At 59.2% G+C, this 16,005-nt stretch carries 15 protein-coding genes; 7 read left to right on the forward strand and 8 right to left on the reverse strand.

What is annotated here, in order from left to right:
- The first annotated feature begins 148 nt into the window (after positions 1-148).
- Both JV551A3_RS01065 and JV551A3_RS01070 read left to right on the forward strand, forming a co-directional pair.
- Positions 149-823 (forward strand): heavy metal response regulator transcription factor, encoded by a 675-nt coding sequence (locus JV551A3_RS01065; RefSeq protein ID WP_003253420.1) that lies wholly within the window; start codon positions 149-151, stop codon positions 821-823.
- A 117-nt stretch (positions 824-940) separates the two neighbouring features.
- Complete coding sequence (locus JV551A3_RS01070; protein WP_010951457.1) at positions 941-1,264, forward strand: hypothetical protein; 324 nt, start codon at positions 941-943, stop codon at positions 1,262-1,264.
- Positions 1,265-1,365: 101 nt separating this feature from the next.
- Here the strand turns inward: JV551A3_RS01070 and JV551A3_RS01075 are convergent, their stop codons facing one another.
- From JV551A3_RS01075 to JV551A3_RS01095, 5 genes are all read right to left on the reverse strand, one after another.
- The gene (locus JV551A3_RS01075) at positions 1,366-1,893 is read right to left on the reverse strand and encodes a hypothetical protein (RefSeq protein ID WP_012269855.1); all 528 of its coding nucleotides are present in this window, start codon (positions 1,891-1,893) and stop codon (positions 1,366-1,368) included.
- 189 nt (positions 1,894-2,082) lie between these two features.
- Positions 2,083-3,480, reverse strand: a complete 1,398-nt coding sequence (locus JV551A3_RS01080; RefSeq protein WP_223296393.1) for a hypothetical protein — start codon at positions 3,478-3,480, stop codon at positions 2,083-2,085.
- 81 nt (positions 3,481-3,561) lie between these two features.
- Positions 3,562-3,963: a hypothetical protein gene (locus tag JV551A3_RS01085; RefSeq protein ID WP_012269857.1), complete on the reverse strand. Its 402-nt coding sequence runs from the start codon at positions 3,961-3,963 to the stop codon at positions 3,562-3,564.
- A 737-nt stretch (positions 3,964-4,700) separates the two neighbouring features.
- Positions 4,701-5,108, reverse strand: a complete 408-nt coding sequence (locus JV551A3_RS01090) for an RcnB family protein (RefSeq protein ID WP_133969794.1) — start codon at positions 5,106-5,108, stop codon at positions 4,701-4,703.
- A 227-nt stretch (positions 5,109-5,335) separates the two neighbouring features.
- Positions 5,336-6,628: a sigma-54 interaction domain-containing protein gene (locus tag JV551A3_RS01095; protein ID WP_133969795.1), complete on the reverse strand. Its 1,293-nt coding sequence runs from the start codon at positions 6,626-6,628 to the stop codon at positions 5,336-5,338.
- A gap of 222 nt (positions 6,629-6,850) precedes the next feature.
- Here JV551A3_RS01095 and JV551A3_RS01100 point away from each other — a divergent pair, with 222 nt between their 5' ends.
- Genes JV551A3_RS01100 through JV551A3_RS01110 form a run of 3 tightly spaced genes read left to right on the forward strand, consistent with a single transcriptional unit; the run spans position 6,851 to position 9,861 of the window.
- The gene (locus JV551A3_RS01100; RefSeq protein WP_133969796.1) at positions 6,851-7,735 is read left to right on the forward strand and encodes an MBL fold metallo-hydrolase; all 885 of its coding nucleotides are present in this window, start codon (positions 6,851-6,853) and stop codon (positions 7,733-7,735) included.
- A gap of 39 nt (positions 7,736-7,774) precedes the next feature.
- Positions 7,775-9,046, forward strand: a complete 1,272-nt coding sequence (locus JV551A3_RS01105; RefSeq protein WP_133969797.1) for an NAD(P)/FAD-dependent oxidoreductase — start codon at positions 7,775-7,777, stop codon at positions 9,044-9,046.
- On the forward strand, positions 9,043-9,861 hold the full coding sequence (locus JV551A3_RS01110) for a sulfite exporter TauE/SafE family protein (RefSeq protein WP_133969798.1): 819 nt from the start codon (positions 9,043-9,045) through the stop codon (positions 9,859-9,861). The genes JV551A3_RS01105 and JV551A3_RS01110 overlap by 4 nt, the downstream gene beginning before the upstream one ends.
- Here the strand turns inward: JV551A3_RS01110 and JV551A3_RS01115 are convergent.
- Positions 9,850-10,737 (reverse strand): LysR family transcriptional regulator, encoded by an 888-nt coding sequence (locus JV551A3_RS01115; RefSeq protein ID WP_133969799.1) that lies wholly within the window; start codon positions 10,735-10,737, stop codon positions 9,850-9,852. The genes JV551A3_RS01110 and JV551A3_RS01115 overlap by 12 nt on opposite strands.
- 219 nt (positions 10,738-10,956) lie before the next feature.
- Between JV551A3_RS01115 and JV551A3_RS01120 the strand changes: the two genes are divergently transcribed.
- Both JV551A3_RS01120 and JV551A3_RS01125 read left to right on the forward strand, forming a co-directional pair.
- Positions 10,957-12,603 (forward strand): GMC family oxidoreductase, encoded by a 1,647-nt coding sequence (locus JV551A3_RS01120; RefSeq protein WP_133969800.1) that lies wholly within the window; start codon positions 10,957-10,959, stop codon positions 12,601-12,603.
- A 98-nt stretch (positions 12,604-12,701) separates the two neighbouring features.
- On the forward strand, positions 12,702-14,321 hold the full coding sequence (locus JV551A3_RS01125) for an MFS transporter (protein WP_112251673.1): 1,620 nt from the start codon (positions 12,702-12,704) through the stop codon (positions 14,319-14,321).
- A gap of 322 nt (positions 14,322-14,643) precedes the next feature.
- Here JV551A3_RS01125 and JV551A3_RS01130 read toward each other — a convergent pair whose 3' ends face one another.
- Both JV551A3_RS01130 and gmhB read right to left on the reverse strand, forming a co-directional pair.
- Positions 14,644-15,429, reverse strand: coding sequence for a lysophospholipid acyltransferase family protein (locus JV551A3_RS01130; RefSeq protein ID WP_133969801.1), 786 nt, complete (start codon positions 15,427-15,429; stop codon positions 14,644-14,646).
- 46 nt (positions 15,430-15,475) lie between these two features.
- Entirely contained in the window at positions 15,476-16,003 is a 528-nt protein-coding gene (gmhB, locus tag JV551A3_RS01135; protein ID WP_133969802.1) for a D-glycero-beta-D-manno-heptose 1,7-bisphosphate 7-phosphatase, read from the reverse strand.
- Positions 16,004-16,005 lie beyond the last annotated feature (2 nt).

Below are 16,005 nucleotides of genomic sequence, written 5' to 3' on the forward strand. Positions count from 1 at the left end.
GATATACCGCCAGACTATCAACTGTATTACCTAGAAATTACAAATCCGTCATTTGAGCCCCGGCACGCTCATTTTGATTTACCATCCCTTTCAATAATGCCGGCGCGCGTGCGCGGTTAATTGCTCAGTGATATCGAGACAAAATCCCATGCGAATTCTGGTAATTGAGGATGAAGTAAAAACTGCGGAGTATGTGCGTCAAGGTCTGACGGAATGTGGCTATGTCGTAGATTGCGTCCACACCGGGTCAGATGGATTATTCTTGGCTAAGCAGCACGAATATGAGCTGATTATCCTGGATATAAATCTGCCAGAGATGGACGGTTGGCAGGTCCTTGAGTTGTTGCGTCGTAAAAACTGCCCTTCCCGTATCATGATGCTGACGGCGAGAAGCCGGCTGGCGGATAAGGTCCGGGGGCTGGAGAACGGAGCAGATGACTACCTGATCAAGCCATTTGAGTTCCCTGAGCTGCTGGCCCGGGTTCGCGCCTTGATGCGCAGGTCAGATCACCCTGCATCCGTAGAGGTCATTCGCGTCGCTGACCTGGAGCTTGATCAGAGCCGGCACAGGGCATTCAGGGACGGTCAGCGCATTGACCTGACCACGAAAGAATTCGCGTTACTGCATTACCTGATGCGTAATACCGGTGTGGTGCTGAGCCGCACCCAAATTATTTCGCAGGTTTGGGATATGAATTTTGACTGCGACACAAACGTTGTAGAGGTGTCGATTCGAAGACTCAGAGCCAAGATAGATGACCCTTTCGAGACCAAACTGATACATACGCTTCGGGGCGTAGGGTATGTGCTTGAAAAACGATAGTTGCCAAGCTCTCTAGTACCGAAAATCCGCTACATGCTCCCGTCGCTTGCGAACTTGAGGTTTCTGTTTACGATCCGCGGCGCTGATTCCTCACTCAACAAATGAGGTAGGCTGTACATGAGGTATAGCATTGATTATCAGCAGGTTTCGCAAGGACAATCCGATGCCAGCATTGATGCCTGTCCAGCTGACATTGTCTTCAACAGCGACCATGGCCTAGCTCTTATCCCGTGCGTTGGCGATGTTATCAACCTCCCCTCTACGGCGGTCAAAGAAGGGGTTTGCGGCATCGTTAGATCAAGGATTTTCAATTATCTCAGAGGTCCTGAAGAGCTGTACTGTCACGTCAATATTCTCGTTGAGGAGGCGGACATCAATTTCGAAAGTCTCATCTCGGAATACATGCGCAATCAGTCACGTGCTCGCTCGCCTTCTTCATAAAGTCGAAGGCGGGCCAGTCCATTAATGGTTGTGTATGGGTGAGGGTTCAGCAGAGCGAGCGCCTACTGAGCACCAGAGATGAATAGTCACAGCCTAGTGGTTTAACGCGGTACTGCTGGTGTACGCAGGGCCGGACTCATTGTTTTTTGAATGGCGCATTGCAGCACATAGAAATATAAAACCCCGGAAGCAAATACGATTGCGGACAGATAAGCAAACTCAGAGTCTAAAACCCCGGAAACCATATACAATTTAATCGTGATAGAACCCATAATAATTCCGGTACAGTACATGACGCCTGTGAACTGATTGCCCAAAAAACTCAGTATGCCGCTGAAGGCATTGTTCGCACTCAACAGCATTGCTTTCAGTATCGTCCAGCCGAGAACTGGCAGAAAAGCCTTGATCATGAAGGCGAATAACATCGACGATGCAAACAGTTTTATCGGGGTTTCTGCCCACGGCTTGATGGTGCCGTCTACTTCAACGCCGGTATACAAGATGATATTCAGAATAATCGCCATAAGGGTGCATATGCCGAGGCGTATCATTTCCCGCTTAAGCGGGGCCATCATTATCACTGCGTGAATCTTGTTTCCAAAGTATCGTTTTAGTCCTTGGATCGACATTTTTCTTCCTATGCTCTCGGGTATGACGCTGTTGTAGCGTTGTATGACGGTCATGCTTTTACCCGAAGAGAGGTGACGCTTCAACGGTCCTGAATTGCGCAGGGGATCTCATGTCCTTCCCCTGGCTGGGTAGCTTGCTGAGAAATTCTCATCTACCTGCGTGGCAACGATGCGGCCACCCCGCCGCCGTCAGAGCTCTGGAGGACTGGCTGCTGTCAGCAACTCATCGAGTGACGGAACCTTAGCGTTTGCACTGAGGACGAGTGTTCTGGATCGGAGTATGGATACATCAAAGAAAGATTCGCACTCGACTCTTCCGTTTACTTCTCTCCAGTGGGTGACTTCTGGTATCAACTCATTAGGCACCGGGTATAGTGCCATAGGGTTATGGAATACCTCCACTTCAGCAGACCACGGCTCGTAGCCATATTGCGGCCAGAGCTGACCGTAGTCGCTGGACGCTACATCCAACAGAAATGGGATACCTCGTGATGCTCCCGGAGAACGGTCGAAAAACTCACCAAACCGCAAGTATCGGTACCCGTCTAGATGAGCTCCACCTGAGATCGGCACTCGGCTGAGCTTTGGCACTGTGCAGGCATTGGTGAAAATGACCGCTGAAAGATGGGCATTTTCCATTAGCGTAAATAGGCCGTTGGGGCGCCCTGATAGCAGAGATGTCTCTTCCTCCACAGTTATCAGGTGCGTACCACGATGCGCAGATGAGTGAACTGCAAAGCCATAGAGATAGCTGATGAGCGACTCCCTGCTCCACAGCATTGAACTGGGCGCATGGAAATCGGCTAAGGCCAGAATGAGCGGCTTACCCTCCACGTGCGGTAGGGATTCGTAACGCTTGTCCAATTTGTTTTGGATGGTCCTCGCAAACCTTTCTGCAGCCGCTCCTAAGAAACGCTCATGTCGGTCAGCGGGTGGGGGGACCGGCGAGGCGCCAAAATGCTCATACCGCTCTTCCGGGTTGGCTGTCACTGCTTCAACCCAGGCCTCATCTCCCAGCCTATTCTCGATGTGAAAATCGGGTGATTCTTTAGGCTGGGTGACCAAGAGTCCCTGTTCACGAAAAATCGCTAATAGGTGGGCTTCCCAGAGGCGGGTGTGAAAATTCTCAGTCTGGCAATCGGGAACCCAATTTCTGTCTGGGGATGGCAGTGCGAGATACAGTTGATTCAGCGCCCACGCCCCAATACGGCGGCTTGGATCAAATAGTGATTTGAACACCACGCTTGGTGTGCGCTTACCCATTCTGCTTAGAGGAGCACGTCGTCGTTCACCTGAAGGGAGTGGAAGCGGATGGGCTTGGGTATAGAGAAAATGGCTGATTGAGGCGCGGGCTTCGGACTCGCCAGTGGTGCACTCACCATGGCTGAGGAGCACCCACACGCTATCGACACGACGCCGCAAGGTGACAATTCCGAAGCTGCCGGAATTGATATTTCGGGTTAGAGCGGCACAAGAAATTCCGTCCTCACTAAGCCATGCCCCTACTGGCGGGCTGTCCCCAAACCCCAACCCTCGTGGAAGCGACAAAGCGATTAGATCGAACATCGGCGCAGCAATTTCTTTCATTCGCTGATCTCGGCAGCCGTCAAAATGCATTCCATCAATGCCTCGGAGCGTGCCCGCCGGCGATGGCATCGGTGGAGGTACCTATTGAAGAAGGGGGCCTTGTTCCACCAGGACATCTCGGTTGGTGAAGATGGTCTCAATGGTTGCAGCCTCGGCAGCCACATGAGTCTTTCGCGTGATCTCTTCAAGGGCCAGTTCGAGCCGGTAGTCTTGGAAATACTCGTACAGCTTTTCAGAGCTCTCGGATATCTCCTCCCCACCATTCTTCGCGAACAAGATGTGGATGATCGCTGCGAGTGGGAGAGAGATGTCGAGATCCTTCTCTTCTGCATCTGAATCCGAGTTCAAACCGTCGAAATACCTCTCCAGATGACTCTGGAGCTCCTCAAGCCAGAACTGAGATAGGTTGCTTGGAAGGGAGCTTTCAGGCCCGGTCAGAAGGACTTCATCTCTGAATAGAGCCAGCAGATTGGGGTTTGCCATGGAGGACCTCACGATTAGATTTGAGAGCAACTGGTCAGCATAGTCCACCTCAAGATGACCACCTCCTTGACGCCCATCCTGGTGCTCCTGAGCATCAGACGAGTGAATCGCCCCGAAACCTGTAGATACAAAATGACCGCTTCTCGCCGTTAGCTGCCTTTCTTGAAGGACAGCTTTGGGTCGATAGCGGCCTTCGTGGAGGTTGGTGTCTACGGGGTCGGTTTAGTCAATCTGAATCTCCGGTTTCACCTCCGTGAGGCCGGCCATCGTCATGCATCAGATCTTGATTGACACGCGTGCCGCTTTGGATAGCCTTGCAATTGAGGGCTGCAACTGCGCATTTGTCGGGCCTGGGTACCAGCATGAGCCCCCCGCAATTTTGGCAGCAGAGGAAGCTGGTTCCTCTGAAGTAGTGACGGCGGGCATTGCCAGTCGGATTCTGAACCCAAGGTCGCCAGACTAGGAGCTAAAGGATCGCTGCGACTACTCCTCATCCCTTACCGAAAAGTCACGCGTCGGTCGTAAACGGCCCTTTCCAGGCCAATCAACTTTTGTGATTGGTGAGTAGGGATTTCTCGGCTTTTCTGTGAAAAGCACCCCTTCATTTCACAAAAAAAATGGCGAAGATTCCAATTTCACGGGGTCTGGCCTATCACCTATTTTGTGAACCTACATCCGGCGTAAATCACCAGGCACAAGAAAGCCCGCAGATGCGGGCTTTTTTGTGCCTGTAGAAATCAGTAACCGCTGAGGACGTTGACGATGACACCACTGGCAATGGCCACTAACACATAGTCCCCGTTCACATACAACCAGCGGTGATCACGCGGTGGCGCATACAAGTGGCGTGCTTTCCAGTCGGTCACCCAGTAACGGTCGCCACGGTAATGCGGGTCAACCACATGGCCACGCTGCCACTGCTGATGCGGAACCGGCATGCCCTGTTGTGGATGGAAGTTCGGGTCACGATAAGCGGGACCGCGGCCATTATCATGTCGGCCTTGGTGCTGCGGCTGACCATGCGGTGGGTTGCTTTGGTGCGATGGGCCGCCATCATGCCGGTCGGGTGGGCCTGGCTGCGCGAAACTGGCCAAGGGGGCGCTGAGCATGAGCGCGGCGCAGATCACGGTCAGGGTTTTCTTCATTTTGCGGTCCTCTGCATGTTGATGCCTGGCGGGAGCTGACTGGCTACCAGGTTCGGTTAACTGATCAGACCACAATCATTCCCGCTTAATGTCAGGACAGAGGTAAAGGTCCGGTAAAGGTCCATGAAGCGCCATCATTGTGGGAGCGGGTATTGCGCTGTATTCACGGCCTGTACTGTACCTGTGGGAGCTGGCTTGCCGGCGATACGGCCAGCACAACCAACGCGTCAATTCAGGCCAAGCGCCTTCAACCGGCGATACAGCGTTCGCTCGCTCAGGCCAAGGTGACGGGCCAGTTCACTGCGTGAGCCCTTGAACTGTTCCAGTGCCTGCGCCAGCTCGCCCAGATGATTGCGCCTGCCACCTGCCGTAATCACCCCCGCCGGCGCAATATCCTCCGGCAAATGCTCTGGCCGGATCAGTCCGTCATCGGCAAACAAGCGAGCCCTTTCCAGAATGTTGCGCAGCTCGCGAATGTTGCCCGGAAATGGATGCAGCCCAAGCTGCTGCAAGGCGTCGTCGCTCAGCCTCGGTGTCGGCTTGCCTGCCATGCGCTGTAGCAGGCTCTGTGCGAGCAAGGGCAGATCCTCTACCCGTTCGCGCAAAGCAGGAAGACGGATCGGGAAGCCGCTGATGCGGTAGTACAGATCTTCGCGGAAGGTGCCGTCCGCGACCATTTGCCTGAGCGGTTTATGGGTTGCCGACACCAGGCGGAAATCCGAATGCACCGTGCGCAGGCTACCCACCGGGCGGAAGCTGCCGGACTCGATCAGGCGCAGCAGCTTCACCTGCATCGCCAGCGGTACCTCGCCAATTTCGTCTAGGAACAGGGTGCCGCCGTGCGCCGCTTCAGCCAGGCCGATCTTGCGCTGGTTGGCGCCAGTGAACGCGCCCTTCTCGTAACCGAACAACTCGCTCTCGAGCAACGACTCGGTCAGGCCAGTACAGTCGACCACCACCAACGGGCCGTTTGCCCTGGGGCTGCCCATGTGTACCGCGCGAGCAAACAGTTCCTTGCCGGTACCCGATTCCCCCTGCAGCAACACCGGGATCTGCGCTGGCGCCGCACGCTGCAGGCTGGCCAGAGCCGCCTTGAAAGCGGGTGCTCGGCCGACCAGCCCTTGTCCCTGAGGCTGTGCCGAGGCGAGGGTGATGCTGGTCAGGCGTTCGACAAAGGCCACCACCCTGCCCTGTTTATCCAGGATCGGCCGCAGCTCGACATCCACATGTTCGGGGCCGCGTGGCGTGTGATGAATGTGCAGCACACGCTCCGGCACCTTGCTTTGCCATGCCTTACGCATCGGGCAATGCTCGCCGGCCTGGTCGCAAGGCACGGCGTAGTGGTGCGAGACCTTGTGACATTTTTCACCCAGGGGTGCCTGCTCATGGCGGCCGAACTGGCGGCGATAGGCAGCATTGGCCGCCAGGATGTTGTAGTCGGTATCCAGCACGATGGTTGGCAGGGCATCGTGCTCAAGATAGGAAACCAAAGCTAGGATGAGGGGATGGGCTTCAGGCATGACGGCACCGATTGGATGACCGGGGCAGGGTAACAAGGACTGCCAAACACTGCCATTGGCTGACAGTCGACTGCCATCTGCGCTGCCACTGTCGTCGGCAACTGTCAGCAACCGACCGGTTTCGTTGACCCACGGGCAGGAAGTTGCCTGGCATGTATCTTGATAAACCTCCTGACACTGCCTACGCCTGTACAAGGCTGGGCGGATAAATTGGAGAACGCGATGATCATCGGCAACAACCTGCACGTGGACGCCTTTTACGACAAGGCGACCTCGACCATCAGCTACCTGGTCATGGACCGTGAAACCCGCCAATGCGCATTGATCGACAGTGTGCTGGATTACGACCCCAAGTCCGGGCGCACCTGCACTGCGTCGGCGGACCGCCTGATCCAGCGTGTGACCGAGCTTGAAGCCAGCGTGCAGTGGGTGCTGGAAACCCATGTGCATGCAGACCACCTTTCGGCGGCGGCCTATTTGAAGGAAAAGCTAGGTGGCCATACCGCCATCGGCGCGCACATCACCCAGGTACAGAAAGTGTTCGGTGCCCTGTTCAACGCCGAGCCCGGCTTCGCCCGCGATGGCAGCCAGTTCGATGTGCTGTTCGAGGACGAGGAAGGTTTCCGTATTGGCAACCTGCATGCCCGCGCGTTGCACACCCCGGGGCACACGCCTGCGTGCATGAGCTTCATGATCGAGGACGCCGGCGAGATCGCGGTGTTCGTCGGCGACACCTTGTTCATGCCCGACTACGGTACCGCCCGTTGCGACTTCCCTGGGGCCGATGCCCGCACCCTGTACCGCTCGATCCGTCGCCTGCTGGCCTTCCCCGATCAGACCCGGCTGTTCATGTGCCACGATTACCTGCCAGGTGGCCGTGACATGCAGTACGTCACCACCGTGGCCGAGCAGCGCGCTAACAATATTCATATCCACCAGGGCATCGACGAGGACAGCTTCGTCGCTATGCGTGAAGCCCGCGACAAGACCCTCGACATGCCCGTGCTGATCCTGCCGTCGGTGCAGGTGAACATGCGCAGCGGCCAGTTCCCCGCGCCGGAAGATAACGGTGTGAGCTATCTGAAGATTCCGCTGAACAAGCTGTGACCGCCCTGCCCCATAACCAGATTTACAGGATTTACCGCCATGCCTGCCTTGTTGTCCCCTGCCAATACCGACCACCACAAAGTGGTCATCGTCGGTGCCGGCGCCGCCGGAATCGCCACTGCTTCCAGCCTGATCAGCCGTGACCCGTCGCTGGATGTGACCTTGATCGACCCCGCCGAAGTGCATTACTACCAGCCCGGCTGGACCATGGTCGGTGCCGGTGTTTTCAAGGCGCCAAGCACTGCTCGCACCATGGCCTCGACCATTCCGCGCGGCGTGCGCTGGATAAAGGCACGCGTGCAGGGGTTCGACCCGCTGGGCCAGCTGGTTCTGCTCGAAGGCGGCCGCGCCATCAGTTATGAACAGTTGGTGGTCTGCCCCGGCCTCAAGCTGGATTGGGCGGCCATTGATGGCCTCAGCGAGACCTTGGGCCGCAATGGCGTCACCTCCAACTACCGCTACGACCTGGCGCCCTACACCTGGGAACTGGTGCAGAAGCTCAAGCAAGGCCGAGCCCTGTTCTGCCAGCCGCCTATGCCGATCAAGTGCGCAGGCGCGCCGCAGAAGGCGCTGTACCTGTCTTGCGACCACTGGCTGCGGCACGGTCACCTGGGGGCTGTGAAAGCCAGCTTCTTCAATGCCGGCGCAGTGTTGTTCGGTGTGGCGGACTACGTGCCCGCACTGATGAAGTACATCGACAAGTACGCCGTGGACCTGCATTTTTCCCACCGCCTGGTCGCCGTGGACGGCCCCAACAAGCGCGCCACCTTCGTGCGCAACTTGGCCGATGGCAGCAGCGAAACCCGTGTCGAGGTCTTCGACATGCTGCACGTGGTACCACCGCAGGTGGCACCGGACTTCATTCGTGAAAGCCCGTTGGCCGACAGCGCCGGCTGGGTCGATGTCGATCCGCACACCCTGCGCCATCGCAAATACACCAACGTGCATGCCCTGGGTGACGTAGCCAATACCAGCAATGCCAAGACCGCCGCTGCTGCACGCAAGCAAGCTCCGGTCGTGGCCAACAACGTGCTGGTGGCCCTGGGCAGGCTGCCTACCCTGGCCCAGTACGATGGTTATGGCTCATGCCCGCTCACTGTCGAGCGCGGCAAGATCGTCCTGGCCGAGTTCACCTATGGCGGCAAGCTGGCACCGAGCTTCCCCAACTGGTTGCTGGATGGCCGCAAACCGACACGTCTGGCCTGGTTGCTCAAGGCACAGGTGCTGCCACCCTTGTACTGGAAAGGCATGCTCAAAGGCCGCGAGTGGCTCGCACGGCCACAGCCGTTGGTAGCCGAGGGTCGGCAGTGATCGAACATCAAATACTGGGAGCGGGCCTGGGGGCGATCATCGGTGCCGTGCTGGCGTTGACCGGTGCCGGCGGTGGCATTCTCGCAGTGCCTTTGCTGGTGTTCGGCCTGGGTTTGTCGATGGTTGAGGCTGCACCGGTCGGCCTGCTGGCTGTCGGCATGGCGGCAGCGGTGGGTGCTGCGCTGGGCTTGCGTCAGGGCTTGGTGCGCTACCGGGCGGCGTTGTTCATCGCATTGATCGGTGTGGCAGCGGCCCCGTTCGGGCTGATGCTGGCCCACCGCTTGCCGAACACGCCACTGCAGTTGGTGTTCGCCGGGGTGTTGGTGTACGCCTGCCTGCGCATCTGGCGCAAGGCGGCCAAGGAACTGCGCGGCGAAGCCAATGACGCCCATCGCTACATCGAACCCTGCGTGCTGAACCCGTTGCAGGGCCGTTTGCGCTGGACCCTGCCCTGCGCGCGCGCCCTGGCCTTCACCGGCGCACTGTCCGGGCTGCTGTCCGGCCTGCTCGGCGTGGGCGGTGGCTTTGTCATCATCCCGGCCCTGAACCGCTACACCAACCTGCGGATGGCCAGCATCGTCTCCACTTCGCTGGCGGTGATCGCGCTGGTGTCCACCGGCAGCGTGGTCAGCGCCAGCCTGGCAGGGGTCATGCACTGGCGGGTTGGCGCCCCGTTCGCCGTCGGTGCGGTGCTCGGCCTGCTGCTGGCTCGGCCATTGGCGGCCAGGCTGGCCGGGCCGCGCTTGCAGCAGATGTTTGCCGTGGCCGGTTGGGCTGCGGCTCTGCTGCTGGCCGGCAAGGCGCTACTGGGCTAGCAGCTCGCTCTGTTCTGCCGCGCACAGCGCCAGCAGGTAGTCCCACACTACCCGCAGGCGCACCGACTTGTGCAGTTCGCGGCGGGTACAGATCCAGTAGCTGCGCTGGATGGTTTCGCCAGGCAGCACGCGCACCAGCGTCGGGTCGTGACGGGCCATGTAGTTGGGCAGTACGGCGATGCCCAGCCCGGCGCGGGCGGCGGTTTGCTGGGCGATCACGCTGGTGCTGCGAAACACCACGTTGGGGGCGCGACAGAAGCTATTGAGAAACAGCAGTTCCTGGCTGAACAACAAGTCGTCTACGTAGCCGATCCAGCTGTGCCGGGCCAGGTCCTCGCGGTTGCGCAGCGGGGGGGCACGATCCAGGTAGGCTTGGCTGGCGTACAAGGCCAGGCGATAGTCGGTGAGCTTGCGGGTGATCAGCAGGTCGGCGTTGGGCCGTTCCAGGTGAATGCTGATTTCCGCCTCGCGATTGAGGATGCTGACGAAGCGTGGTACCGCCACCAGCTCCACCTCCAGGCCGGGGTAGCGGTCGAACAGCGCATTCATGCGCGGGGTGAAGAACATGATGCCGATGCCTTCGGTCACCCCCAGGCGAATCTTGCCGAGCGGCGTGATGGCCTGGGTGATTTCTTCCTGCGCCAGCAGGGCGACGTTTTCCATGGCTTCGGCATGCTTGAGCAGGGCTTGGCCCGAGGGGGTCAGTTCATAGCCCTGGGCATGCTGCACGAACAACGCGGTACCCAGGCTTTGTTCGATGCTCTCGATGTGCCGGGCTACGGTGCTGTGGGTGGTGTTGAGGCGCTTGGCGGCGGTAAGCAGACGGCCGCTGCGCTGCAACTCGAGGAAAAACCGCAGATCGTTCCAGTCGAACATGCTGATCCTTTTTGCTGTTCGTCCGGCCTCTTCGCGGGCACGCCCGCTCCCACAGGGATCGCGTTACCTTGTGGGAGCGGGCGTGCCCGCGAAGAGGCCAGTACAGACTTACCACTGTGCTAAAACGCACAGCGGCTGCGCGAAATCTCGTGTTTCCTCCACGAAATTACTCACTAAGATGGACCGGGACAAGAATAATAATCAGGCCCGAGGTTGCACATGCCATCAGCCGATTCTGTCTTCGACTACGTGGTCGTAGGGGCCGGTCCCGCCGGTTGCCTGCTGGCCAATCGTTTGTCCGCCGACCCTTCCTGCCGCGTGCTGCTGCTGGAGGCGGGTGGCCGCGACAACTATCCCTGGATCCACATCCCCGTTGGTTACCTCTATTGCATCGGCAACCCGCGCACCGACTGGTGCTTCAAGACCGAGGCGCAGCCTGGCCTGGTCGGCCGTGCACTGGGCTATCCACGCGGCAAGGTGCTGGGTGGCTGCTCCTCGATCAACGGCATGATCTACATGCGCGGCCAGGCCGCCGACTACGACCGCTGGGCCGAGCAGGGCAACGACGGGTGGGCCTGGAAGGACGTAATGCCGCTGTTCAAGGCCAGCGAAAGCCACTTTGCCGGCGCCAGCGAGCACCACGGTGGTGATGGCGAATGGCGGGTCGAGCGCCAGCGCTACAGCTGGCCGATCCTCGATGCCTTCCGCGATGCTGCCGAGCAGAGCGGCATCGGCAAGGTCGACGACTTCAATACTGGCGACAACCAGGGCTGTGGATACTTTCAGGTGAACCAGCGCAGCGGTGTGCGCTGGAACGCTTCCAAGGCTTTCCTGCGGCCGATCAACAACCGCCCCAACCTCACCGTGCTGACCGGCGTTCAGGTTGAACAGGTACTGCTCAACAACACCCGTGCACGGGCGGTGAAAGCGTTCTGGCAGGGTGCCTGGCATGAGTTTGCGGCACGCCGCGAGATCATCCTCTGTGCGGGCGCGGTGGGCTCTCCTGGCATCCTGCAGCGCTCCGGCATCGGCCCACGACAGCTACTGGAAAGCCTGGGCATAGGCGTGCGTCACGACATGCCCGGTGTTGGCGGCAACCTGCAGGATCACCTGCAACTGCGCCTGATCTATCAGATTCGCAATACCCGCACCCTCAACCAGATGGCCAACAGCCTGTGGGGCAAGATGGGCATGGGCCTGCGCTACCTTTATGACCGAAGTGGCCCGCTGGCCATGGCGCCGAGCCAGCTGGGGGCATTCGTGCGTTCAAGCCCGGAACAGGCCACCGCCAACCTGCAGTACCACGTGCAACCGCTGTCACTTGAGCGCTTCGGCGAGCCACTGCACACGTTCCCGGCCTTTACCGCTTCGGTGTGCAACCTGCGCCCGGCCAGCCGCGGGCGTATCGATATCCGCAGCAGCGACATGAACAGCACGCCGCTGATCGATCCCAACTACCTAAGTGACCCCCAGGACCTGCGCGTTGCCGCCGATTCCATTCGCCTTACCCGGCGTATCGTCCAGGCCCCTGCCCTCGCCGCGTTCGACCCGAAGGAATACCTGCCGGGCCCAGCCCTGCAAACTGAAGAGGAGCTGTTCGAAGCTGCCGGCAAGATCGGCACCACCATCTTCCACCCGGTCGGCACCTGCCGCATGGGCAATGGCGAACTGGACGTTGTGGATAACCAGTTGCGCGTGCACGGCATCCCCGGCCTGCGCGTGGCAGACGCCTCGATCATGCCGCAGATCACCTCCGGCAATACCTGTTCACCCACCCTGATGATCGCCGAGAAGGCGGCGCAACTGATCCTCAAAGGAGCTGCCACCCAGACCTATCTGAACGAAGACGCAATACCGACGCCCTGACCACGGGTGCGTGCAGTACCGGCAGCTGGCGGTCAGAAGCTGCCGACAGTGGAACAACAAGAATAATCACTGTGGCCTGCGGGCCGAGGACAGCAACGATGTCGGATTACATCCAAGAGCAGGGTGCGGCGGCCAGCAGCTCCAGCCGTCGTGAAGAACGCAAGATCATTTTCGCGTCATCCCTCGGGACAGTTTTCGAGTGGTATGACTTTTTTCTCTATGGTGCGCTGGCAGCGGTCATCAGCAAGCAGTTCTTCGCTGGCGTGAACGACACCACCGCCTTCATCTTCGCCCTCATGGCCTTTGCTGCCGGCTTCCTGGTGCGGCCGTTCGGTGCGCTGGTGTTCGGCCGGCTGGGCGACATGATCGGGCGCAAGTACACCTTCCTGGTCACCATCGTGCTGATGGGCCTGTCCACCTTCGCGGTGGGGCTGTTGCCCACCTATGCCAGCATCGGCATCGCGGCACCGATCATCCTGGTAGTCCTGCGCATGCTGCAGGGGCTGGCGCTGGGTGGTGAATACGGCGGTGCGGCCACCTACGTGGCCGAGCATGCGCCGCCCGGCAAGCGCGGTTTCCACACCGGTTTCATCCAGTCCACCGCCACCCTTGGCCTGTTGTTGTCGCTGCTGGTGGTGCTGGGCAGCCGCTATGTCAGTGGCGACCAGTTCGAAACCTGGGGCTGGCGCCTGCCGTTCCTGCTGTCGATCGTGCTGCTGGCGATTTCCACCTGGATCCGCATGAGCATGCACGAGTCGCCGGCGTTCGTGAAAATGAAGGCGCAAGGCAAGGTCAGCAAGTCGCCGATCCGTGAGTCGTTCACCTCCTGGCCGAACCTGAAGGTGGTGCTTACCGCCCTGTTCAGCATCAACGCCGGGCAGGCCGTAACCTTCTACACGGCGCAATTCTACGTGCTGTTCTTCATGACCCAGATGCTGAAGATGGACCCGGCCCAAGCCAACACCCTGCTGATCATCAGCGTGGTCATTGGTGCGCCGTTCTTCGTGTTCTTCGGCTGGTTGTCCGACCGTATTGGCCGCAAGCCGATCCTGATGCTCGGCCTGCTGCTGGCCACCGTGCTGTACTTCCCGTTGTTCAAGGCGCTGAGCCACTACGCCAACCCTCAGATCGACGCGGCCAGCCGCCAGGCGCCGATCGTGGTCACCGCCGACCCACAAGGTTGTACCTTCCAGTTCGACCCGGTGGGCAAGGCGCGTTTCGACAGCCCGTGCGACAAGGTCAAGACATTCCTGGTCAAGCAGGGCCTGCCGTACAGCTCGGTGGATGTGGCGGGCAGCGATGTGGTGGTCAACATCGGTGACAAGACCATCAACGGCTTCGACGAAGCGGCCATGCGTGCGGCGGTGGAACAGGCTGGCTACCCCGCCAAGGCGGACCCTGGTCAGGTCAACCAGGTGATGGTGGTGGTGCTGATCGTGGCGATGATCCTGATCGCGACCATGACCTATGGCCCGCTGGCGGCGGTGATGGTCGAGTTGTTCCCGACTCGTATCCGCTACACCTCGATGTCGCTGCCCTACCACATTGGCAACGGCTGGTTTGGTGGCTTCCTGCCAACGGTGTCGTTCGCCCTGGTGGTGTATACCGGGGATATCTTCTATGGGCTGTGGTACCCGGTGCTGGTGACCGGGGTCAGCCTGGTGGTGGGGATCTTCTGCCTGAAAGAAACCAAGGATGTGGATATCGACAAGATCTAAGGGCTGGCGCGGCCCTTTGTAGGAGCGGCCTTGTGTCGCGAAAGGGCCGCAAAGCGGCCCCAGGGTTTGAGCAGTGATGCACAAATTGCCGGGGGCTGCTTCGCAGCCCTATCGCGACACAAGGCCGCTCCTACACAGATCAGCACACCTACATGAACCCATAAAAAAACCGGCTGTAAAAGCCGGTTTTCTTATGCCCCAAAAAAACTTATGCACGATTTTCAGAAAAATGTCATACACAGAAATAAACAGCTAATTCAAAGACTTAGCGTCGATTCGTAGCATTTCATCCAGAAATTGCACACAACTTATCCACAGATGGTCAGGCCGTCTGCTCCTGGGATTTTTCCTCTGCTGGCGGCAGCGAACCCATGGCCCGCTGGGTCGCTTCGTTCCACGCTGCGGCGCGGTCATTGAGCTCGGCGATGGCCCGTGGCCCAGTACCGTTGGCATACATCGGCTCGCCAATCACCACCTCGATTGTGCCAGCGCGTTTGCCCCAGCCGTTCTTTGGCCAGAACTTGCCGGCGTTGTGGGCAATTGGCAGCACCGGCAGCCCGGCATTCACCGCCAGCGCGGTACCGCCGCGGGAGAACTTGCCCATTGTGCCGAATGGCACACGGGTGCCTTCCGGGAAGATCAGCACCCAGGTTTTCTGCTTGAGCAACTCGTCGCCCTTGCTGGCTACCTGGCGCAGGGCTTCCTTGGGGTTATCGCGGTTGATCGCGATCGGCCGCAGCATGGCCATGGCCCAACCGAAGAACGGCACGTACAGCAACTCGCGCTTGAGCACCTGGCTCAGCGGCGAGAAATACTGGGAAAGGAAGAAGGTTTCCCAGGTGCTCTGGTGGTTGGACAGAATCACGCAAGGCTCATCAGGCACGTTCTGGGCACCAGTGACCTTGTAGTCGATACCCAGGATGGTGCGCACCAGGAACAACGCGCAACGGCACCAGTACACGTTGATGAACTTGTAGCGCTTGGGGAACGACAGGAACGGCGCGACGAAGAAGCTCAGCGAGCACCACAGCAGAGAACTGGTGCCCAGCAGCAGGTAAAAAAGAAAGATTCTGATCGCCTGCAGGATCGACATAGTGGCTTGTACCATTGCGGGGCATGCCCGCCTGAGAAAAATGCGCCCGAAGGCGCACTGTTTAAATTAGTTCTCTGGCGATAGCTGCCAGATCGTCGAAAATCAGTGTAGTTTTCGGGACGCCTTTTTCCAGGGTCCGCTCGCCCTTGCCGGTTTTCACCAGCACGGGTTGTGCACCGACGGCCAGGGCGGCCTCCAGGTCACCTTTGCTGTCGCCAACGAACCAGACGCCTTCCAGGCCGACCTGGTAATGCTCGGCGATCGCCCGCAGCATGCCAGGCTTGGGCTTGCGGCAATCGCAGCCTTCGTCCGGCCCGTGCGGGCAATACACGATGTAACCCACCTCGCCACCCTGTTCGGCCACCAGCGCGCGCAGGCGCGCGTGCATGGCCTCGAGGGTTGCCAGCGCATAGTAGCCACGGGCAATGCCGGACTGGTTGGTGGCTACCGCCACCGTCCAGCCCGCTTTGCTCAACTGCGCGATCGCTTCGACCGAGCCAGGGATCGGCACCCACTCGTCCAGCGTCTTGATGTAGGCGTCGGAGTCATGGTTGATGACTCCGTCACGGTCGAGAATCAGCAGTTTCAAGG

Source organism: Pseudomonas inefficax (assembly GCF_900277125.1).
Lineage (GTDB): Bacteria > Pseudomonadota > Gammaproteobacteria > Pseudomonadales > Pseudomonadaceae > Aquipseudomonas > Aquipseudomonas inefficax.